Genomic DNA, 20,913 nt, shown 5'->3' with positions numbered 1-20,913 from the left:
GGTACGACCGAGTGGATTCGAACCACCGACCTCTACCATGTCAAGGTAGCGCTCTAACCAACTGAGCTACGGTCGTACAATATGAATACTTAAACTAAATTCATCACAGGGAGTAATAAATTTGGTACGACCGAGTGGATTCGAACCACCGACCTCTACCATGTCAAGGTAGCGCTCTAACCAACTGAGCTACGGTCGTATCATAAATTTAAGTATTGTTAAGCACTTAATACTTAACAACGGGAGCTAATATATAGCGTGTTTACAGGCGAATCAAGCTTGATTGTTCATTTTTGGTTTGTTTGCCGTTTTTTTATTCATATTGGACTGATTTCACACTGCTTATAAAAACCTTGCCACCAAACAACATGGTGTTTAGCCGACTCTTTTAATCGATTGAGTAAATTATCGGTACTTGTATCTAAAACCAAGTTGCTTAAATTACCCTGATTATCAATGCTATCGCCCCATAAAGTTTGATAGTAGGGCATTAATCGTTCAAGGGCCCCTGTAAGTTGTGATTGGTATGGCTGTAGCTGCTCAAGGTAAAACTTTTTAAATATGTTGCTGATTACCTGTGCTTGCTTTTTGTTTTTAAGTGGGTCACAAAGTCTGTTTAACGCGATGTTATTCTTTAAATAATTAGTAGTTAACTCATTTAAGTAAGCTTGGTTTCTACTCGCTGTTATTAACGCCTGATTAAAATTAAAACGGTTTAATTGTTCTAAGCTTTTATAAATGTGTTGGGTATTTATGTCCTGATAGTTTCTAGCATCTATTTGCTCTTTAATCGTTGCTATACGTTTAAGTGCAAGTTCTGTTTCAACTAGGCCATTAAAGTTGGTGCCCAATTCATAATGAGTAAGCTGCCATGTTTTTTTAAGTTCTACATCATTATATAGAAAATGTTTAAAATGCTTAGCTAACAATGTTTTTTTATCAATTAACGACGCATTGATTTGTTGATATGTATTTGAGGTTTCATCAAATATTTTTAAGCACGCTGGTGCAGCTTTAATAAACTCTATTTGATAAATTAGTCTACTTGCAGGCGTTGCGAGTTTGCCAAGCTGAGAATTGTGTTCTGCGATTAGCGTGCTTAAAGCGCACTTGTTAAGTTGTGCTAATTGCAATACACCTAGACTGATCTTGCTTTCATTTAATCGCTCAAGCATAGGCTGAGGAATATTGCTTAGCTTGTCAGCTTTTACTTGCGGCTTATTTACTATATTAGCTAAACGCTTTTGATACTCTAGATGAATGTCACGGGGTTGCTCGGTGCAACCCGCCATTAGAATCAGGAGAATAAATATAAACAGATTAGTAGCACTGAAGGTGTACTTAAACTGTTTATGCATTCTTTTATGAAATAAATGGTTCACGTTTAAATCGTCTTGTTACTGTTAACATTAAAAGTATAGCCGCCACAGATAAGCCTACAATAATTCCGATCCAAAAACCATGTGGCCCCATTGCTGGCACTATTAAATCTGTTCGCGCCAAAACATACCCTAAAGCAAACCCAATAAGCCAATAAGAAATAAACGTAATGTACGAAATTGGAGCTGTATGCTTTAAACCTCTTAAAATGCCGTTTGCAGAGACTTGTAAAGCGTCAGGAAGCTGATAGATGCATGCTAAAACCATAATCGAGGTTGCTAATGCTATTACCTGTGCATCGTCAGTATAAAGCTGACTAATAAGGTTACGACCAAAAAATGTGACTGTTGCAAGTAATATAGCAATCATGATGGCCAATATGTAGCTGGTTGAAACGGCTTCTTTGAGTTGCTTAAGGTGATGTTGGCCATATAAATTACCTATGCGAATACTAATCGCAATAGATAAGCTCAGTGGCATCATAAATAGTAGTGTGGTTACACTCGCTGCTATTTGGTGCCCAGCGACAGCCACGGCACCAAGATGCGCAATAAACAGCGGGATACAAGCAAATAAAGTAACTTCAAAAAAAGTGGCTAGTGAGATAGGAATACCCACTTTAGTGATAACCCACATTGTTGAGAGCTTTGGTGCTTTAAAATTAGCGAGTAAACCTTTAGCATCTACCTTTTTACTTAATTGGCAGTATATAACTTGTACAATTGCCATAGCAGTAAAGACAAGGGCTGTTGCAATTCCGCAACCGGCTCCCCCTAAAGCAGGCATACCTAGTTTTCCATAGATAAAAATATAATTAGCAGGTACATTCACCGCAAGGCCGATAAGACTGATGTAGAAAGCTGGCTTAGTCATTCCCATACCTTCAGTGATATTTCTATAAACACTGAAAACTAAAAAGCCGACAATACCCCACTTTACAAAGTGAATATAATCAAAGGCCATTACAGCAATTTCCTGGCTGGTATTGAGTCTAAGAATTATCATATCGGCAAAATAAGCGATTGAAAAACCAACAACACTCAATAAAACAGCGAGATAAAGGCCTTGCTGGAAATAATGGCTGATATTTGTTTTATCATTTGCACCAGAGAATTGCGCTATGATCCCCGTCAAAGCTAATAAAATACCTTGTAGAGCAAGCATTGCAGGGTTCCAAACACCTGTTGCAATTGATAAGGCTGCTAAATCTGTAGGGCTTACTTGACCAGCCATTATGGTGTCAACCACAGACATCAGAACTAATGTTACTTGTGCTAAAAATACTGGGATCGCAAGTGAAATAAGGCGTTTAGCTTCCCAATTACAAAAAGTCATAGAGTGCGCAAAAATAAAAATAATTGGCCGCTAGTGTAATTGATTTATAGCAGAATAAAAGTTAACAGCGATGATTCACTGATCCTAAAGTGATAAACTCTTCTATAAACTATAGAAATGTGGACTCATAAGGTTATTCATACATATGTTTACGGGAATAGTACAAACCAAAGCAAGCGTTTTATCTTCAGAGCAGCGTGAAGGTGTATTGCGCTTAACACTCTCAGTAGGCTTAGAGTATATTGAAAAGCTAGAAATTGGCGCAAGCATTGCCATAAATGGTTGTTGTTTAACTGTGGTGAAGTTTAGTCCGGCTGAAAACCAATTAGCACACGTTTATTTTGATGTGATTGATGAAACGTTAAAACTAACAAATTTAGGAAGTTTAAAAAACGGCGATAAAGTTAATTTTGAACGTTCTATGACTTTTGGTACAGAACTTGGTGGGCATATTATTTCTGGTCATATACACTGCTGTGCGGTGATTGAGCAAATAATACATACTAAAGACAATTGTAAAATGAAGCTTACATTACCAACCGAGTGGCAAAAGTATGTTTTATATAAAGGGTTTGTAGCAATAAATGGAGCTAGTTTAACTGTTGGAGAAACAGACGATACTGGCTTTTGGCTTCATTTAATTCCAGAAACCCTCGCAATAACTAATCTTGGTAACGCTCAAGCTGAAAACTGGCTAAATATAGAAGTAGACCAACAAACGTACACGATTATTAATACTGTTGAAAATTACTTAGCTAATCAAGCCGTTTAAAATACTTGCTCGTTATCGCTATCAATGTGTAACTCTATTTTGTTGTATGCGTGATCTATATGCATATTAAAATGAATAGGGTTACAACAGGCGCTGCAATCTTCAAAGTAATCTTGGTCCCCTTCACTGGCATCAAGAGTTACGTGGATATGGTGTCCACAGTGCGGGCAACAAATCCGTTGTGATAGATGATTTTTCATAAATACTCCAACCTTCAAATCAAAAAAGCAGCTCCTGGCTTCATAACACGTATAGAGTGCTCTTATGGTGGTGTCTTGTTCAAAAACCCTACCTTAAATATAGTCTGAATTAGTCGTTTATGACATTCCCTTTACAATAAAATGGCTGTTATTTTAAAAGCAGTTCTATTTGTTGTTTTGCTTCAGTTAGATAGTGACCTGCAAAAATATTTGCATTATTGAGTATTGGATACAATTGATAGATACGTTTACGTTTTTCATAGCCTGTGGCTAACGGGTAAAGGTGATTATAAGCTTGATAAAAGTCATCAGGAAGTGGGGCGAACAATTCACTCATCGCTATATCTACTTCCCGATCACCATAATAACTTGCCGGGTCAAAAATACTGGGTATTGCATTAATGAAACCCATATTGCCCCGCCAAAAGTTACCATGTAATAAAGAAGGCTGTACGGTATGGCTGTGCAGTAAATCTTTGACTAATCCAATTAAGTTCTCTTTATCAGTTAAAGTGATGCCTTTTTCTTCGAGCAATTGTAACTGCCAACCAATTCGCTCTTCTGCAAAAAATACATCCCATTTTTTATGCCATCGATTAGGTTGAACAGTAGTGCCTAAAAAATTATCGTGGTCAAAGCCAAACATTGCTTGTTGATGCTTGTGATGAAGACTGGCTAAGTGACTGCCCATTGTTTGCCAATCGGTATGTGGTTGTTGATCAAATGTAAGCCATTCAAGTACTAAAAATGAAAACTCTATATTCGCGCCTAACGTGATACAGTCTGGCACCATAAATAGGCTTTCTTGAGTTAGCAATTTTAGGCTATGTGCTTCGCATTCAAAATGTTCTAAATATGAATGATGGCCAACTTTGACTAAGTATTGATGGACCCCATCGCTAATTTCATACAATTTAATGTCATTTGTATTTTGCAGTTGGCGTTTGTAGGTGTGTTTAAAATCAAAATGCATTGCTTGGCTGATCTGCTCATTAACGGTATTCCACATAATATTGCTCAACTTTTATACAGATAACTAAACTATGGCAAAAAGTAGTTAAATAAACAAACTCTTGTATGTAAAATTCACAAACCAGTTTTAGGTAATCACTCAATAGCGTCTGGAGAAAATATGAACAAAAGTATGCTAACAAATTTAACGGCAATAATATTGGTGTTGATAGGCTATTTTTTAGACCAAGCTATTGTGCTGTCAATTGGCTTATTTGCGCTCTCTGGCGCTTTTACAAATTTGCTTGCTGTGCATATGTTGTTTGAAAAAGTCCCTTTTTTGTATGGCTCAGGGGTTATTCAAGTGAAGTTTGGTCGCTTTAAAGAGGCTATTAAAGATCTGGTAGTAACAGAGTTTTTCTCTAAGGAAAAAATAGCCAAATTATTGCAAAGTAAGCAACCAGAAATAGATTTAAAACCGGTTATTGAAGATGTAAATCTAGACCCAGCTTTTGATAGTTTACTTGAAGTAATCGAGCAGTCTCAGTTTGGCAGTATGCTTGCTATGTTGGGTGGCACGCAAGCTGTAGAACCCATGCGAGAATCGTTTATAGTTAAAATGAAAGCGTCTTTGATAACCATGAGCGAAACAGCAGAATTTAAGCAGCTCGTTAATGAAAAACTCACTCAAAAAACGATGTCTTCAGATGCTTTATACAACACAGTTTTAGGGCTGGTGGATGACAGGTTAAATGAATTAACACCTGCTATGGTGAAAGATATTATTCAAACCATGATACGCGAACATTTAGGTTGGCTTGTTGTATGGGGTGGAGTTTTTGGTGGTTTATTTGGTTTGCTTGCTGCCATTTTATAAAAGCTTAAGCAGGCCAACGACTCGCCTGCTTAAATATTAATAACGCTATTCATAACTATTTAGAGCCCGAAACAACTAAAATAGTGTCATCATTAACTTTAACTAAATCTTGAATGCTCGTTTTTGTACTTGAGTCTAAATTTAAAAATTTTGCTGATTTATTAAAGCCGTATTTACCTGCAAACTGAGCCAGTTGCATATCATTACAACGTAATTTATTGACTGCTGTATTTTTACTCATACGTAAGTCACTCATCGTTGTTGACAGTGTAATGGGTCTATTTGCTACCACAGCCATACAAACTTGGGTACCAGGTGTGTTATCTGCTGCAATAAATTCTGCCGCCTGAGTTGTAGTAGATGCAAGTGTTGCCGCGCCGATTAAAAGAGTTGTAGTAAGTGTAGTTGTTAAAGTATTCATCATCATTCTCCAGGTATTGATGTTAGTTGACGAGTTAATTATTGGCTTATTTTTAAAAGAATGCTGTAAATGAAAATCGACAAGATGTAAGGAACTATTTCATACCTAAAAAAATTTATTAACTCATTGTAATTTATTAACTTTAAGTGTGTTTTTTGACACATCTTCTAAGTATTTATTTTCAATTTTTTATTTGAATTTGTTTGCTTTTCATACTGTTTTCATTGGCTTTACACTTCGTTTACTTTAGAGTAAATACACTTTATTAATTATCATGGCTGACATATATTCTCAGGCTGCTATTATTCGCATTAATTATTTAACTCCCCGATGGAGATGATGTGAGTAGTAAGGTTTCTCAATATTACCAGCAAGCTTATGCATGTAATCAAAGCAACTTTAACCAATGTTTTTACTGTGGTTGTGAGGCAACAGAACGCGATCATTGCCCGCCATTACATATGCTACAAAGTATTATAGATTTGAGCGAGGATGCTGACTTTATAAGTATTGCAGCGTGCTATGAATGTCATGCGCTATTACATAATGAGCGGTTACTCACCATTGATGAACGTTTTATTAAATTAAAAAAGAAATTGTCGAGTAAATATGCAAAGCCGCTTCGCGTTTACAACATGTGGCATGAAAATGAGCTTAGCGATATGAGCGATGAATTTGCACACAGTATAAAAGCGGGGATGGCATTGGGCAAAGAAGCCGCTGAACGCATGGCATTTGCGGGTTTTAGTTACGCCACAGAAGAAGCAAAAGTAACTGTGCGAGAAAAAACCCCAGAGTTTGATGTAGAGGGGACAGTATTTAACGATTTCAAACAAGCCTTAAATTATTGTATTGATACTCTAAAAGTACAGCGAAGTGAGTTTTATAAAATTTTGGTTGATGATTACCAAGGGGATTTTAATAAAGCGCTGAGTCAATACCGCCATCGTCATGATAAAGTCACAGCAGCAAAAGATGGGAATTGCCTAATTAAAGAATTCTCAAAAAAATACAAACAAAATTCAGATTTTGTAACACGTACAGTAAAGCATTTTATTAATAAAGATCCGAGCCTCTCAACACAAGCTGCGTTGGATAAGCTCTATATTAACTATGTAAAAAAATAATTTGCGTGTCATTTTAAGAAGCAAAGCAATGAATTTATTATGAGTTCATTGGAATGACATTCATCTTAAATAAATGCAGATCCAGCTTATTTCTTAGCTTTATGCTGTTTATTTATATACATTAACAAAAAAACAACAGAGACTAACATGATGCATAAATTTGCTCCTTCATTGCTGGTCGTTGCACTTGGTGTTGCCTTAGCAGGTTGCCAAGATAACGGTCCTCAAGACGAAAAAGTTACTATAAATAAAAACCCTTACCCGAGTACTTACACAGCTCTCAAATCAACCAGCACTTTAATTACAAATGCGACTGTTCTAACAGGAACTGGTGAGCGTTTAGATGAAGCTGACGTGCTATTGGTGGATGGTAAAGTACAACAAGTAGGTAAAGATTTATCTGCCAGCGCTGATGTGACAATCGATGCGCAGGGTAAATGGGTAACACCGGGTTTAATCGATGTGCATTCTCATCTAGGTGCTTACCCAAACCCTTCGGTTGAGTCGCATCAGGATGGTAACGAGATGACCAGCCCTAATACTGCTGAAGTATGGGTTGAACATTCTGTATGGCCACAAGATCCTGGTTTTAACCGAGCTCGTGAAGGTGGTATTACCTCATTACAAATTCTACCGGGTTCAGCCAATTTATTTGGTGGTCGTGGGGTTACTTTAAAAAACGTACCAGCGCATACAATGCAAGGAATGAAATTTCCTGATGCACCATATGGCTTAAAGATGGCGTGTGGTGAAAACCCTAAACGCGTTTATGGCCGCAAAGGTATATTGCCAATGACCCGTATGGGTAACATGGCGGGCTATCGTTCAGCATGGATTGGAGCTGCAGAGTACAAGCGAGAGTGGGATAAGTATGAATCTGACTACGCTGCAGGAAAAAACCCTGAAGTACCACACCGCGATATAAAGTACGACACATTGCGTGGTGTATTAGAAGGCGAAGTGATGATACATAACCACTGCTATAAAGCAGAAGAAATGGCTATGATGATCGACCTTTCAAAAGAGTTTGGTTACCACGCAGGTACTTTCCATCATGGTATTGAAGCATATAAAATTGCTGATTTATTAGCAGAAAATGGTTCTTGTGCTGCACTGTGGCCAGACTGGTGGGGCTTTAAAATGGAAGCCTACGATATGGTTCAAGAAAACGTTGCGATTGTTGATGCAGTTAAAAATTCATGTGCGGTTGTCCATTCTGATTCAGATACAACAATTCAACGCTTAAACCAAGAAGCGGGCAAAGTAATGTTCCGTGCAAATGACAATGGTTTTGATATTTCAGAAGCGCATGCAATTAAGTGGATCACTGTAAATGCAGCAAAATCGCTCGGTATTGATGATAAAACAGGCTCGCTTGAAGCAGGTAAACAAGGTGATGTTGTTATTTGGAATCAAAGCCCTTTCAGTGTTTACGCAAAAGCTGAGCAAGTATTTGTAGATGGTGCCAAAGTTTACGACCGTGAAGATCCGGCGTTCCAAGCACAAAGTGATTTCATGTTAGGTCAAAAATAAGGAGTAACTAGAATGACAAAATTAACACACTCATTTTCGCTCTCGCTAGTTGCTGCAGGTTTATTGGCGAGTACTGTTGCGAATGCTGAATCTTTCGCAATTATTAATGCCACGGTGCATACATCGACAGAGCAGGGCGTATTAAATGGCGCAAGCATTGTATTTGATGACGGCAAAATTACAGCAATTAACCCTGCAAAGGTTGAAGCGGATAATATTGTTGATGCAAAAGGGCAAATCATTACAGCGGGCTTCATTGGCAGCATGAATCAACTAGGTTTGGTTGAAGTAGGCGCTGTTGCAGGTTCTCGTGATGCAGGCGATGACAAAGCAGGCATCGACTTTGATCCAAGCTTAGCTTTTAACCCTCGTTCAAGTTTGATCCCATATGCGCGTAAAGGCGGCATAACCCGTGATGTAGTTACACCTCACGGTGGTGACAGCATTTTTGCAGGTCTTGCTACTGTAGTTGATTTAAGCGGTGAGTTTGACAGCGTTAAACAAACCCAGGCTGCATTGGTTGTTCATTTAGGTGAACAGCGCAAAGGTTCACGCGCAATGTCACTTAAATCGTTAATTGACAAGCTGAGCGAGCATCAGCAAAAATCAACGAAAAAAGACAAAAAAGATGACGCAAAGCCAAGTACAGAAGATACAGTCTTAACTCAAGTACTAGCCGGTGAAATGCCACTATTGGTAACTGTATCTCGTGCATCAGACATCATTGAACTTATAAAAGTTAAAGAGCAGTTTTCGCTTAACCTTGTAATTTCAGGTGCGCAAGATGCCGTTGTTGTTAAAGAGCAACTAGCCAATGCACAAGTACCAGTGATAATGAGTGCAATGGATAACTTACCAGGCAGTTTTGATTCACTCCATGCAGGTTTAACCAATGCAGGTGAACTTGAAAAAGCAGGCGTTAAAGTACTATTGGCAATTGGCGGAGATGGTAGCCATAATGTGTATCAGCTACGCTTTGATGCTGGTAATGCCGTATCATATGGCATGACTCAAGAAGGTGCATTAAAAGCGATTACAGCCAATGTAGCGGATGTATTTGGTATTAATGCAGGCAGTATTGCTGTAGGTAAAGCCGCTGATTTAGTTATGTGGAATGATGACCCGTTTGAGCTCAACAGTCACGTGACTAAAATGTTTATCAATGGTGTTGAGGTATCCACGGAATCACGTCATGATAAACTTCGAGAACGTTACATGACAGAATCAAATATGCCTCGTGCATATACTAAGTAGTGTATAGTTAGTTTATAAAAAGCCGCTGTAGCGGCTTTTTTTATACCAACCATATTTTATTGCTGGGTATATTTTGGGTGCTGTAATCCCGCGTCTCATTTGCCGCAAATATTAGTTTAAAAACTTGCCGTAACTCTTTAAGCGAAGTGCCTCTTATCCTCTTTGTGAATAATTCACTTAAAATCATATTGCACATAGAGAGAAAATAAGAAGTAAATGAGGGGGAAAATTCGACAAAGCAACCAACATGTGACGAGCAAAGTTATTATGTTAAATGGAAGTGCATTTGATCATTTATTAAAAAGTATTGGTACTGGCTTTTATTACAGACACAAAAAAGGCGCTCAGTGAGCGCCTTTTTATTAATTAACTAACAATTACACTAGCTTAGCTAGAATATCGTTAAATGTAGCACTTGGACGCATTGCATTAAATGCAGATGAATCGTTAGGTTGGAAGTAGCCACCTACGTTCATTGATACACCTTGTGCATCGTTAAGCTCTGTTACTATTTGCTCTTTTTGTGCTTCTAAATCACTAGCAATCTGAGTGAACTGAGCTTTTAGCTCTGAATCATCATCTTGTTTAGCAAGCTCTTGAGCCCAGAATAACGATAAGAAGAAGTGAGAACCACGGTTATCAATTTCTTTTACTTTACGTGAAGGCGATTTATTTTCAGCTAGGAAAGTACCTGTTGCTTTATCTAGCGTATCAGCAAGTACTTGGGCTTTCTTGTTACCAGTATTTACAGCTAAATGTTCTAGTGAAGCAGATAAAGCTAGGAACTCACCTAAAGAATCCCAGCGTAAGTGGTTTTCTTTTTCAAACTGTTGCACGTGCTTAGGTGCTGAACCACCAGCGCCTGTTTCAAACAAACCACCGCCATTCATAAGTGGTACGATTGAAAGCATTTTTGCACTTGTACCAAGCTCAAGAATTGGGAATAAATCAGTAAGGTAGTCACGTAAAACGTTACCCGTTACTGAAATTGTGTCTTTACCTTCTTTAATACGCGCTAAAGAGAACAGAGTTGCTTCAAGCGGCGCTAAAATTTGGATATCAAGACCATCAGTGTCGTGGTTTGGTAAATATGCATTTACTTTTTTGATGATTTGCGCGTCGTGTGCACGGTTTTCATCAAGCCAGAAAATAGCAGGGTTACCTGTAGCACGAGCACGGTTTACCGCAAGTTTAACCCAATCTTGGATTGGTGCATCTTTAACCTGACACATGCGCCAGATATCGCCTTGCTCTACGTTGTGCTCAAGTAATGTATTACCGTTAGCATCAACAACACGAATTACACCGTCAGCTTTTGCTTCAAACGTTTTGTCGTGTGAGCCGTACTCTTCTGCTTTTTGCGCCATAAGGCCAACATTTGGCACGCTACCCATAGTAGTTGGATCGAATGCACCGTGCTCTTTACAAAAATCAATTGTTGCTTGGTAAACACTTGAATAACAACGATCTGGAATTACAAAGCTAGTATCTTGTAATTTACCATCGTTATTCCACATTTGACCGCTTGAACGGATTGCTGCAGGCATTGATGCATCGATGATCACATCACTTGGTACGTGTAAATTAGTAATGCCACGGTCTGAATCAACCATTGCGATAGCAGGGCGTTGTGCGTAAACAGCTTGGATATCAGCTTCGATTTCAGTGCGTTTTGCTTCATCTAAAGATTGGATCTTTGAATATACATCGCCAAGGCCGTTATTTACGTCAACACCTAGCTCTTCAAATAATTCGCCGTATTTAGCAAATACGTCTTTATAGAATACTTTAACTGCGTGACCAAAGATGATTGGATCAGATACTTTCATCATGGTTGCTTTCATATGTAATGAAAACAGAACGCCTTTTTCTTTAGCAGCTTGAATTTCAGCTTCTAAGAAAGCTTGTAATTTAGTTGCATTGATAGATGATGCGTCAATTACTTCACCAGCAAGTAGTGGTGTGCTTGCCTTAAGTACAGACACATCACCATTCTTAGCAACATGCTCAATACGTACATCAGTTGGTGTGTCAACAGTTACTGATTGCTCAGAACCAAAGAAATCGCCTTCGCTCATGCTAGCAACATAAGAATCAGACTCTTTGCTCCATGCACCCATTGAATGTGGGTTATTACGCGCATACTCTTTAACAGAACCAGGTGCACGACGATCAGAGTTACCTTCACGTAATACAGGATTTACTGCGCTGCCTTTGATTTTGTCGTAGGTCGCTTGAATTGCTTTTTCTTCGTCTGTTTTTGGCTCTGCTGGGTATTCTGGAAGTGCATACCCTTTTTCTTGTAGTTCTTTGATAACAGCTCGTAATTGTGGAACAGACGCACTGATATTTGGTAATTTGATGATGTTAGCTTCAGGTGTCTTAGCAAGCTCACCTAGTTCAGCTAGTGCATCGCCAATGCGTTGCTCTTCGGTTAAATACTCAGGGAAGTTAGCAATTACACGACCAGCAAGTGAGATATCACGTGTTTCAACTTCAACACCAGCGGCATTTGTATATGCTTGAATAATCGGTAGCAAAGAGTAAGTTGCGAGTGCCGGAGCTTCGTCTGTTTTAGTATAGATAATTTTTGATGTCATCATCATTCCTAGATAGTAGGCTTAAAGCCATATTCAACAATGCAAAGAATATCATCACCGATGCTGGCAATGATCAGTCTGTTAGGTGTTAATACTGCAAATCAATAACCACACCTGACGGACTGTGAATGTGTATTTATATGCTGTTATCGGCAATACATAAATTAGCCATTAGCATAATGTTATGAGCTTTAATTGCATATAAATGCAAATTTTAAGCAGGCAGAGTGTACCAAGATTGGCGTAAAAGCGCTAGGGTACTAGTCTTTAAGGGCAGCCAACACGGCTTAAATATCATAACAATTACACTATTGGGGTTAATAGGCAATAATTCAATACTTGAGGGGAGTTTTAACTGTGTTGTTGGTTGATTAAAAGATTAGAGTTTTTAGCTATAAAAATAGATTATAAGAAAGTTGGGTATTAAATATAAGAGAGTTAAGCGAGGAACTTTTCAGATCGCTCGCTTGTAGTGTCGAACTTCTGTAACAACTACACTAACTCTTCGTTAGGAGCAATATTAGTCGCGTGAAGGCCCTTAGGACCTTGCTGTAATTCGAATGTTACATCTTGACCAGCTTTAAGTGTTTTATATCCGTCCATTACAATCGTTGAGTAATGGGCGAATATATCATTCTCGCAGCCGTCTTCTACGATGAAACCAAAACCTTTGGCGTTATTGAACCATTTGACTTTACCACAAGCCATACTTCTACATCCTTCTATAAGTTGACTAATTTAGTTATTCTAAACCGTATAATTTGATAGACTGACTAAGGTTTAATCAATCTATAACTGACTGTAGTTTATTTATACTATCAGTCAAGTGATTTAAACTATTTTTTAACATTTTATTTATTTTTTTATTCAAGTTTGCTTGAGTTCCAAAGACAAGACTATATTTAATTATGAGTGGCATGAAAGATTCAGGTGTTTTAGACACAGTTCGCGATAGTGAAAAGCAAAAGCTACAACCACCGCGAAAATATAAAGTCATTTTAAATAATGATGATTACACGCCAATGGACTTCGTAATCGAAGTACTAGTGACGTTTTTTAATATGGATAGCGATAGAGCAACAGATGTGATGCTTCAAGTTCATCAAAATGGGCGTGCAATTTGTGGTGTTTACACTGCAGATGTAGCACAAACAAAAGTTGAACAGGTTAACCGTTATGCACGTGATAACGAGCATCCACTGCTTTGTAGTTGTGAGCAGGAATAATACCAAGGTAGGGTGAACAAAATACCCATCACAACGGTATATAATTAATATCTCATTAAGGGGTTGCCAATGCTAAACAAAGATTTAGAACTAACTTTAAATGCGGCATTTCGTGAAGCACGCACTCGCCGTCATGAATTTATGACCGTAGAGCATCTTTTACTTGCACTACTAGACAACCCGTCTGCAAGTGAGGCGCTAAACGCGTGTTCAATTGATATGGCAGCGCTTAAAACAGAGCTATCAGAATTTATTGACGAAACAACGCCAGTAATACCCGACCTAGAAGAAGAGCGTGAAACACAGCCGACTCTTGGTTTTCAGCGAGTGTTACAACGTGCAGTATTTCATGTGCAGTCGTCTGGTAAAAACGAAGTAACTGGGGTAAATGTACTTGTTGCTATATTTTCTGAGCAAGAAAGTCAGGCTGTTTATTTACTAAAAAAATCAGATGTTTCCCGTTTAGATATTGTGAACTTTATTTCTCATGGTATCGGCAAATCAGACGATGATATTGGTGGGGAAGAGTCAGATGATATTCACGAAGAAGTGCAAGAAGTGCAGGGAGAAGAACCTTCAAAGCTTGATAATTTTACCAGCAATTTAAATATTCAGGCGAAGGAAGGGAATATAGACCCTCTTGTTGGTCGTGATAACGAAGTCGAGCGTACAGTTCAGGTTTTATGTCGTCGTAAAAAGAATAACCCGTTACTGGTTGGTGAAGCTGGGGTGGGTAAAACAGCGATTGCAGAAGGTCTTGCATATCGCATTGTAAATGAACAAGTACCGGATGTAATTGCTGATGCAGTCGTTTACTCGTTAGATATGGGCGCACTATTAGCAGGCACTAAGTACCGTGGCGATTTTGAAAAACGCTTCAAGGCACTTCTGAAAGAGCTTCAGGCTCAACCAGGCGCGATTCTATTTATCGATGAGATTCACACCATTATTGGTGCGGGTGCAGCCTCTGGTGGCGTTATGGACGCTTCTAACCTACTTAAGCCGTTATTATCAAGTGGTAAACTTCGTTGTATGGGTTCTACAACTTACAACGAGTACAAAAACATTTTTGAAAAAGACCGTGCTCTAGTACGTCGTTTTCAAAAGATTGACGTCCTTGAGCCAAGTGTCGCTGATACCACTAAAATTCTTAATGGTTTAAAAGAGCGTTACGAAGAACATCACGGCATTCGCTATACGCAAAAAGCATTGAAAGCAGCCGCTGAGCTTAGTGCTAAATACATTAATGAGCGTCACTTACCTGATAAAGCCATTGATGTAATAGACGAGGCCGGTGCGAATCAGCGCTTACAGCCTAGTTCTAAACGTAAAAAAACAATTGGTGTAGCGGATATAGAATCCATTGTCGCTAAAATGGCCCGCATCCCACAGCAAAGCGTGTCATCAAGTGATAAAGAGACACTTAAAAATCTTGACCGTAATCTGAAAATGTTAGTATTCGGGCAAGATCAATCAATTGACGCGTTAACGTCTGCTATCCGTTTATCTCGTTCTGGTTTATCAAACGAAGACAAACCTGTTGGTTCGTTCTTGTTTGCAGGGCCAACGGGTGTAGGTAAAACAGAAGTAACGAAGCAGCTGGCTAAATGCATGGGTGTTGAGTTTATCCGTTTTGATATGTCTGAGTATGTAGAGCGCCATGCTGTTAGCCGTTTAATTGGTGCGCCTCCTGGTTATGTTGGTTTTGAGCAGGGTGGTTTATTAACTGAGGCAGTCATTAAGAATCCGCATTCTGTTGTACTTTTAGATGAAATCGAGAAAGCACATTCTGATATCTACAATATTCTATTGCAGGTAATGGATCACGGTACATTAACTGACAATAATGGCCGCAAAGCGGACTTTAGAAATGTTGTTGTTGTTATGACCACTAATGCAGGTGTGCAAGAGACGGTTCGTAAATCAATAGGTTTCACTGAGCAAGATCACTCTCATGACGCAATGAGCGAGATCAACAAAGTGTTCTCACCTGAGTTTAGAAACCGTTTAGATAACATTATTTGGTTTAACCACCTAGAACGCGATGTGATCTTATTGGTAGTCGATAAGTTTATTGTTGAGCTGCAAGCTCAGCTTGATAAAAAATCGGTTAACCTTGAACTCACATCAAAAGCGCGAGAATGGCTGGCGGATCAAGGTTATGACAAAGCAATGGGTGCACGACCAATGGGGCGTGTTATTCAAGAACAACTTAAAAAGCCACTGGCTAATGAGATTTTGTTTGGTGAGTTAATTGAAGGAGGTACAGTTAAAGTGTCACTGAAAGATAAAAAATTGCGTTTTGATTTTGAAACCGATTTAACACCAGCATAATTACTGTAATTTGCAGACAACAAAAAGCCCAGCATATGCTGGGCTTTTTGTTTATTAAATGTAATAGTCAACGAGTTGCTTTCTATTACATTTAATAAACGCTTAAAGCTAATGTAGCAAGTAACTAAGTTACTTAATCAACTTAGCTAAAAACTTGATATTTCGTTAACGCACTAACTTAGCGAGCACGGAATACGATGCGACCTTTCGATAAATCGTATGGGGTCATTTCTACGGTAACTTTATCGCCGGTTAAAATACGAATATAATTTTTACGCATTTTACCTGAAATGTGAGCCACTACTACGTGACCATTTTCAAGCTCAACTCGGAACATTGTATTTGGTAAAGTATCAAGGACCGTTCCTTGCATTTCGATTACGTCTTCTTTCGCCATGTTTAGCGTAACACCTCTTTAATAGTTAAACGATGCAGATTTTGCCCAAAATACACCAATAAGTAAAGCTACAGCGGCTATTTTTGTAAATTAAATGGCCAGCCAAATGTCACCAACTCTATTTTCGGCAGGTAAAAACTGTGTTTTGTATCGCATTTTAGCGCATTCGTCTATTTGGTAACCTAAATAGACATATTCTTTATTAAACGTTTGGGCGAACTTTATCTGCTCTAGGATCATTAAAGTGCCTACACTGAAGTGTTCATAGTCTGGGTCAAAAAAAGTATAAATAGCAGATATAGCGTTGTTCATACAATCAGTTACAGCAACCGCAACCAGTGTATTATCATCCCAAAGTTCAATAAACGTAATGGGTAACCAGTGACAAAATAAAAAACTTTGGTACTGTGATTGTTCAGGTGGAAACATCGAACCATCCTGATGGCGCTCGGTTATGTATTTGCTATAGAGTGGATAATATTCAGGGCGCTCTTGCTCTGAATATTTTACTTTAAAGCGTGTTTTTGCTTTATTAAGTTTACGTTTTTGCGATTTTGATGGCGAAAAGTCCTGAGCTAAAACACGCACAGACTTGCAAGCACTGCATGCTGGGCAGTGAGGGCGGTAAATTTGGTCACCACTGCGGCGAAAGCCTAAACCAAGTAACGATTCAAATTTACTACTGCTGTAACAACTTGGATCTAAAATAACCAGTAATTGTTCTTGGCGGTCGCCTAAATAACTGCAATCAAATTGTTGGCTCAAGCCTAAACGTGCTGGAAGATGTTCAGTCATAAATTGCCGTAAGCTCCTGAGCTTGCCACATAGTGGCCGGGATTTTGTAACTTGCTGCTTGTTCAAGTTTAGTTAAAAAATCAGCTCTAGGTACAACTTTTTCACCTAAAGACATTAAATAGGGGTTTTCTAGTTGGCAATCAATGAAATGGGCATTGTGGCGTTTAAGCCAATTTACCAGCGCCCACATCGCAAGCTTTGAACAATTTGTTTGGTGATGGAACATAGACTCGCCGCAAAACACCCCAGTTTGCATTATGCCGTACAAACCACCAACAAGGCTGCCGTTATCCCACACCTCAACACTGTGGGCTAGAGAGTCTAAATGGGCTTGTTTATAGGCATTGAGCATATCATCGGTGATCCACGTCCCTTCAGCGTCAATCCGTTGCTGCTGACACGCTTCAATCACCTCATCAAAAGCGGTGTTAATCGTCACCGTAACGGGGTGTTTTCGTAAATGCTTACGCAAACTTTTACTGACATGAAAATCAGCAAACTCAATAATGCCACGCTCACTCGGCGACCACCACATAATAGGTTCGTATTCACTAAACCACGGAAAAACCCCCTGACTATAAGCGCTTTTTAACCGCGAAACAGATAAACAGCCACCTACAGCAAGCAGCCCATCAGGATCATCTAGAGCATGCTGCGGATCAGGAAAATTAAAATGGTTTTGGGATAATTGATAAAGTTGTTTTGTCATCACACCGTTTCTTGTTACTACGCGATCAGATAAATTGTAACTTGTTGCTTTAAAATCACAAACAACAAATTCTAGGCATAAAAAAAGCGCGTTATAAAAACGCGCTTATTTGAACCATTAACTCAATCTAATTAGCTAACAACTTTAACTGGTACTGCTTGTGCAGCATCATATTTAGTTGTCATTGCTTCTTCAACTGGTGTGAATGATGTCAGATCAATGCCTTCAACTGAAGACTTATACTCTTCCATAGTCGGGAAACGACCAAGTACAGTAGAAAGTACTACCAATGGCGTAGAACCTAGTAGTGATTCACCTTTCTTCTCAGTCGTATCGGCTACTACACGGCCTTGGAAAAGACGTGTTGAAGTAGCAATAACAGTATCGCCTGGTTCAGCTTTCTCTTGGTTACCCATACATAAGTTACAGCCTGGGCGTTCTAGGTATAAAATGTTTTCATACTTAGTACGTGCCGCTGTTTTAGGTTTTGCATCGTCAAACTCAAAACCAGCGTACTTAGCTAGGATATCCCAATCGCCTTCAGCTTTAAGCTCATCAACAATGTTATATGTTGGTGGCGCAACAACTAATGGTGCTTTAAATTCAATTGAACCGTTTTTCTTTTCTAGGTTGCGTAGCATGTGAGCAATAATTTTCATATCGCCTTTGTGCACCATACACGAACCAACAAAGCCTAAATCAACAGGCTTGTCATTGTAGAATGAAACAGGGCGGATCACATCGTGCGTATAACGCTTAGATACATCATCGTTATTTACGTCTGGATCGGCAATCATTGGTTCAACGATTTGGTCTAAATCAACCACAACTTCAGCGTGGTATTTAGCGTTGTCATCTGGAGATAGAGCAGGCTCTTCACCAGATTGGATGCCCGCGATACGCTTGTCAGCTAAGTCAATAAGACCTTGCAGCGTTTGTGCTTCGTTATCCATGCCTTTGTTGATCATGATTTGAATGCGTGTTTTAGCAAGTTCAATTGACTTGATCAGTGTTTCGTCATTTGAAATACAGATTGACGCTTTCGCTTTCATTTCTGCAGTCCAGTCAGTGAAGGTAAACGCTTGGTCAGCCATCAAGGTACCGATGTGTACTTCGATGATACGGCCTTGGAACACGTTCTCGCCACCAAATTGCTTAAGCATTTGCGCTTGCGTTGCATGTACAACGTCGCGGAAATCCATGTGCTTAGCCATTTTTCCTTTAAAGGTCACTTTAACTGAATCAGGAATTGGCATCGCTGATTCACCCGTTGCTAGGGCAACAGCAACAGTTCCTGAGTCGGCACCAAATGCAACACCTTTTGACATACGTGTATGCGAGTCACCACCAATGATGATTGCGCGGTCGTCTATTGTAATGTCGTTCAATACTTTATGGATAACGTCAGTCATTGCATGGTAAACGCCTTTCGGGTCACGTGCAGTGATAAGACCAAACTTATTCATAAACGCCATTAGTTTTGGAATATTTGCTTGCGCTTTGCTATCCCATACTGATGCTGTATGACAACCAGACTGGTATGCACCATCAACAAGAGGTGAAATTGTTGAAGCAGCCATCGCTTCAAGCTCTTGAGATGTCATTGGGCCCGTTGTATCTTGCGAACCAACGATGTTTACTTTAACGCGAACATTTGAGCCTGCGTGAAGTGGAGTATCAGATAATACACCTACCGCATTACGGTTAAATATTTTTTCAACTGCTGTTAAACCTTGACCTTCATGTGAAATTTCTTTTGAAGGTGCATACACAAGCGGTGTGTCAATGCCAAGAGTTTCAGCTGCAAATGTTTGGATTTTCTTACCGAATACAACTGCGTAAGAACCACCCGCTCGCATAAATTCAACTTTTTGTGGAGTAAATGCTGATGATACATCAACAAGCTCTTTGTCACCGTTATAAAGCTTCTTCTCTTTAGTATCGATTGTTAAAACAGTACCAGTTGCAACTGAGTATGCTTCTTCAAGAACTGCATCGCCATTTGCATCAGTCACTGTATTACCATCAGCATCAACTTTCTTAACCCAATTTTTAAGGTCAAGACCAATACCACCGGTAACATCAACCGTAGTTAAAAAGATTGGTGCGATACCATTAGTACCAGCAACAACAGGTGCAATGTTGATGAAAGGAACATAAGGGCTTGCTTGTTTACCAGCCCACAATGCCACGTTATTTACACCTGACATACGCGACGAACCAACACCCATTGTGCCTTTTTCAGCAATCAGCATTACTTTAGCATTTGGGTGTTTCTTTTGAAGTTCAACAATTTCTTGCTGTGCTTCAGGTGTAATCATACATTGACCATGTAACTCACGGTCTGCACGAGAGTGCGCTTGATTACCAGGAGACAGTAAATCTGTTGATATGTCACCTTCACCAGCGATATACGTAACAATATCAATTTTTTCTTCGATATCAGGTAATTTTGTAAAGAATTCAGCTTTTGCAAAGCTTTCTAGTAGTTCTTTAGCAATCGCATTACCTGCTTCGTATGCCGCTTTAATACGCGCCATATCAGCATCGTATAAAAATACTTGTGTTTTAAGAACTTCAGCAGCTTGAGCTGCGATTGTAGCGTCATCACCAAATGCTAAATCAAGTAGCATTTCAATTGAAGGGCCGCCTTTCATGTGTGAAAGAAGCTCAAACGCAAAGTCTGGAGTGATTTCTTTTACTGTTTCTTCACCAAGAATGATTTCTTTTAAAAACTGTGCTTTAACGCCCGCTGCACTTGTTGTTCCTGGTAATGTATTGAAAATAAAGAAATGCAAAGAATCTTTACGGTGCTCATTATTTGTATCTTTTATTTGAGCAATTAATTCAGATACTAAATCTGCGCTGTCGATTGGTTTTGGGTTTAATCCAAGTTCCGTTTTACGGGTTTGGATTTCTTCCATATATTGTGTATACAAACTCATAGAAAACTCTCGGTATATTTACTTGATATGAAGCTGAGCATTTTAACTGATTTTCAG

Annotated in this window: 18 protein-coding genes and 2 tRNA genes; 7 read left to right on the top strand and 13 right to left on the bottom strand. The window is 39.0% G+C overall.

The features are described 5' to 3' along the window. Window positions 1-2: 2 nt before the first annotated feature. From ACHUE3_RS06185 to ACHUE3_RS06170, 4 genes are all read right to left on the bottom strand, one after another. Window positions 3-76 (bottom strand) — tRNA-Val (locus ACHUE3_RS06185). Between the two features lie 46 nt (window positions 77-122). Continuing rightward, window positions 123-199 (bottom strand) — tRNA-Val (locus ACHUE3_RS06180). Window positions 200-317: 118 nt separating this feature from the next. Beyond that, window positions 318-1,292: a DUF3080 family protein gene (locus ACHUE3_RS06175; RefSeq protein WP_394191201.1), complete on the bottom strand. Its 975-nt coding sequence runs from the start codon at window positions 1,290-1,292 to the stop codon at window positions 318-320. A gap of 70 nt (window positions 1,293-1,362) precedes the next feature. Beyond that, window positions 1,363-2,715 carry an MATE family efflux transporter gene (locus ACHUE3_RS06170; protein ID WP_394191199.1) on the bottom strand — a complete coding sequence of 451 codons (1,353 nt, stop codon included), beginning with the start codon at window positions 2,713-2,715 and terminating at the stop codon, window positions 1,363-1,365. A gap of 145 nt (window positions 2,716-2,860) precedes the next feature. Here ACHUE3_RS06170 and ACHUE3_RS06165 point away from each other — a divergent pair, with 145 nt between their 5' ends. Continuing rightward, a complete protein-coding gene (locus ACHUE3_RS06165; RefSeq protein ID WP_394191197.1) occupies window positions 2,861-3,487 on the top strand; it encodes a riboflavin synthase subunit alpha in 627 nt (208 codons plus the stop codon). On the opposite strand, the gene ACHUE3_RS06160 is transcribed toward ACHUE3_RS06165, so the two are convergent. Both ACHUE3_RS06160 and ACHUE3_RS06155 read right to left on the bottom strand, forming a co-directional pair. Next, window positions 3,484-3,687, bottom strand: coding sequence for a CPXCG motif-containing cysteine-rich protein (locus ACHUE3_RS06160; protein WP_099294145.1), 204 nt, complete (start codon window positions 3,685-3,687; stop codon window positions 3,484-3,486). The two genes, ACHUE3_RS06165 and ACHUE3_RS06160, sit on opposite strands and share 4 nt — an antisense overlap. A 148-nt stretch (window positions 3,688-3,835) precedes the next feature. Further along, complete coding sequence (locus ACHUE3_RS06155) at window positions 3,836-4,696, bottom strand: fructosamine kinase family protein (protein WP_394191196.1); 861 nt, start codon at window positions 4,694-4,696, stop codon at window positions 3,836-3,838. Between the two features lie 123 nt (window positions 4,697-4,819). On the opposite strand from ACHUE3_RS06155, the gene ACHUE3_RS06150 reads away from it, so the two are divergent. Next, window positions 4,820-5,515, top strand: coding sequence for a DUF445 domain-containing protein (locus tag ACHUE3_RS06150; protein ID WP_394191194.1), 696 nt, complete (start codon window positions 4,820-4,822; stop codon window positions 5,513-5,515). Between the two features lie 55 nt (window positions 5,516-5,570). Here ACHUE3_RS06150 and ACHUE3_RS06145 read toward each other — a convergent pair whose 3' ends face one another. Beyond that, window positions 5,571-5,936, bottom strand: coding sequence for a DUF3718 domain-containing protein (locus ACHUE3_RS06145; protein ID WP_394191192.1), 366 nt, complete (start codon window positions 5,934-5,936; stop codon window positions 5,571-5,573). A gap of 341 nt (window positions 5,937-6,277) precedes the next feature. Between ACHUE3_RS06145 and ACHUE3_RS06140 the strand changes: the two genes are divergently transcribed. The 3 genes from ACHUE3_RS06140 (at window position 6,278) to ACHUE3_RS06130 (ending at window position 9,850) form a co-directional block, all read left to right on the top strand. Further along, the gene (locus tag ACHUE3_RS06140; RefSeq protein WP_394191190.1) at window positions 6,278-7,063 is read left to right on the top strand and encodes a hypothetical protein; all 786 of its coding nucleotides are present in this window, start codon (window positions 6,278-6,280) and stop codon (window positions 7,061-7,063) included. Window positions 7,064-7,213: 150 nt separating this feature from the next. Next, window positions 7,214-8,596 (top strand): amidohydrolase, encoded by a 1,383-nt coding sequence (locus ACHUE3_RS06135; protein ID WP_394191667.1) that lies wholly within the window; start codon window positions 7,214-7,216, stop codon window positions 8,594-8,596. A 12-nt stretch (window positions 8,597-8,608) separates the two neighbouring features. Beyond that, window positions 8,609-9,850, top strand: coding sequence for an amidohydrolase family protein (locus tag ACHUE3_RS06130; RefSeq protein ID WP_394191188.1), 1,242 nt, complete (start codon window positions 8,609-8,611; stop codon window positions 9,848-9,850). 377 nt (window positions 9,851-10,227) lie between these two features. Here ACHUE3_RS06130 and ACHUE3_RS06125 read toward each other — a convergent pair whose 3' ends face one another. Together ACHUE3_RS06125 and cspD are read right to left on the bottom strand one after the other, a co-directional pair. Then, window positions 10,228-12,450, bottom strand: a complete 2,223-nt coding sequence (locus ACHUE3_RS06125) for an NADP-dependent isocitrate dehydrogenase (RefSeq protein ID WP_394191186.1) — start codon at window positions 12,448-12,450, stop codon at window positions 10,228-10,230. 492 nt (window positions 12,451-12,942) lie between these two features. Next, window positions 12,943-13,158 (bottom strand): cold shock domain-containing protein CspD, encoded by a 216-nt coding sequence (gene cspD / locus ACHUE3_RS06120; protein WP_058558936.1) that lies wholly within the window; start codon window positions 13,156-13,158, stop codon window positions 12,943-12,945. Between the two features lie 209 nt (window positions 13,159-13,367). Here cspD and clpS point away from each other — a divergent pair, with 209 nt between their 5' ends. Together clpS and clpA are read left to right on the top strand one after the other, a co-directional pair. Then, window positions 13,368-13,676 (top strand): ATP-dependent Clp protease adapter ClpS, encoded by a 309-nt coding sequence (clpS, locus tag ACHUE3_RS06115; protein ID WP_180270382.1) that lies wholly within the window; start codon window positions 13,368-13,370, stop codon window positions 13,674-13,676. A 69-nt stretch (window positions 13,677-13,745) separates the two neighbouring features. Beyond that, complete coding sequence (gene clpA, locus ACHUE3_RS06110; protein ID WP_394191183.1) at window positions 13,746-16,010, top strand: ATP-dependent Clp protease ATP-binding subunit ClpA; 2,265 nt, start codon at window positions 13,746-13,748, stop codon at window positions 16,008-16,010. Window positions 16,011-16,188: 178 nt separating this feature from the next. Here the strand turns inward: clpA and infA are convergent, their stop codons facing one another. From infA to ACHUE3_RS06090, 4 genes are all read right to left on the bottom strand, one after another. Next, the gene (gene infA, locus ACHUE3_RS06105; protein ID WP_002962494.1) at window positions 16,189-16,407 is read right to left on the bottom strand and encodes a translation initiation factor IF-1; all 219 of its coding nucleotides are present in this window, start codon (window positions 16,405-16,407) and stop codon (window positions 16,189-16,191) included. A gap of 90 nt (window positions 16,408-16,497) precedes the next feature. After that, complete coding sequence (locus ACHUE3_RS06100) at window positions 16,498-17,202, bottom strand: arginyltransferase (protein ID WP_058558933.1); 705 nt, start codon at window positions 17,200-17,202, stop codon at window positions 16,498-16,500. After that, entirely contained in the window at window positions 17,195-17,911 is a 717-nt protein-coding gene (gene aat, locus ACHUE3_RS06095; RefSeq protein ID WP_394191181.1) for a leucyl/phenylalanyl-tRNA--protein transferase, read from the bottom strand. Before aat ends, ACHUE3_RS06100 begins: the two co-directional genes overlap by 8 nt. Window positions 17,912-18,042: 131 nt before the next feature. Continuing rightward, window positions 18,043-20,856 carry a bifunctional aconitate hydratase 2/2-methylisocitrate dehydratase gene (locus ACHUE3_RS06090; RefSeq protein ID WP_394191179.1) on the bottom strand — a complete coding sequence of 938 codons (2,814 nt, stop codon included), beginning with the start codon at window positions 20,854-20,856 and terminating at the stop codon, window positions 18,043-18,045. Window positions 20,857-20,913: the final 57 nt, after the last annotated feature.

The sequence above is a fragment of the Pseudoalteromonas atlantica genome (assembly GCF_043641955.1).
Taxonomy (GTDB): domain Bacteria; phylum Pseudomonadota; class Gammaproteobacteria; order Enterobacterales; family Alteromonadaceae; genus Pseudoalteromonas; species Pseudoalteromonas atlantica_A.
Note: the sequence above shows the minus strand (reverse complement) of the source record. Positions and strands in the feature narration are given on the sequence as shown.

Bases quoted from the DNA above. Each gene is read 5' to 3' on its own strand.
- ACHUE3_RS06175 (WP_394191201.1), bottom strand. From the start codon at position 1,292: ATGGCGGGTTGCACCGAGCAACCCCGTGACATTCATCTAGAGTATCAA.
- ACHUE3_RS06170 (WP_394191199.1), bottom strand. From the start codon at position 2,715: ATGACTTTTTGTAATTGGGAAGCTAAACGCCTTATTTCACTTGCGATC.
- ACHUE3_RS06165 (WP_394191197.1), top strand. From the start codon at position 2,861: ATGTTTACGGGAATAGTACAAACCAAAGCAAGCGTTTTATCTTCAGAG.
- ACHUE3_RS06160 (WP_099294145.1), bottom strand. From the start codon at position 3,687: ATGAAAAATCATCTATCACAACGGATTTGTTGCCCGCACTGTGGACAC.
- ACHUE3_RS06155 (WP_394191196.1), bottom strand. From the start codon at position 4,696: ATGTGGAATACCGTTAATGAGCAGATCAGCCAAGCAATGCATTTTGAT.
- ACHUE3_RS06150 (WP_394191194.1), top strand. From the start codon at position 4,820: ATGAACAAAAGTATGCTAACAAATTTAACGGCAATAATATTGGTGTTG.
- ACHUE3_RS06145 (WP_394191192.1), bottom strand. From the start codon at position 5,936: ATGAATACTTTAACAACTACACTTACTACAACTCTTTTAATCGGCGCG.
- ACHUE3_RS06135 (WP_394191667.1), top strand. From the start codon at position 7,214: ATGCATAAATTTGCTCCTTCATTGCTGGTCGTTGCACTTGGTGTTGCC.
- ACHUE3_RS06130 (WP_394191188.1), top strand. From the start codon at position 8,609: ATGACAAAATTAACACACTCATTTTCGCTCTCGCTAGTTGCTGCAGGT.
- ACHUE3_RS06125 (WP_394191186.1), bottom strand. From the start codon at position 12,450: ATGACATCAAAAATTATCTATACTAAAACAGACGAAGCTCCGGCACTC.
- cspD (WP_058558936.1), bottom strand. From the start codon at position 13,158: ATGGCTTGTGGTAAAGTCAAATGGTTCAATAACGCCAAAGGTTTTGGT.
- clpS (WP_180270382.1), top strand. From the start codon at position 13,368: ATGAAAGATTCAGGTGTTTTAGACACAGTTCGCGATAGTGAAAAGCAA.
- clpA (WP_394191183.1), top strand. From the start codon at position 13,746: ATGCTAAACAAAGATTTAGAACTAACTTTAAATGCGGCATTTCGTGAA.
- infA (WP_002962494.1), bottom strand. From the start codon at position 16,407: ATGGCGAAAGAAGACGTAATCGAAATGCAAGGAACGGTCCTTGATACT.
- ACHUE3_RS06100 (WP_058558933.1), bottom strand. From the start codon at position 17,202: ATGACTGAACATCTTCCAGCACGTTTAGGCTTGAGCCAACAATTTGAT.
- aat (WP_394191181.1), bottom strand. From the start codon at position 17,911: ATGACAAAACAACTTTATCAATTATCCCAAAACCATTTTAATTTTCCT.
- ACHUE3_RS06090 (WP_394191179.1), bottom strand. From the start codon at position 20,856: ATGAGTTTGTATACACAATATATGGAAGAAATCCAAACCCGTAAAACG.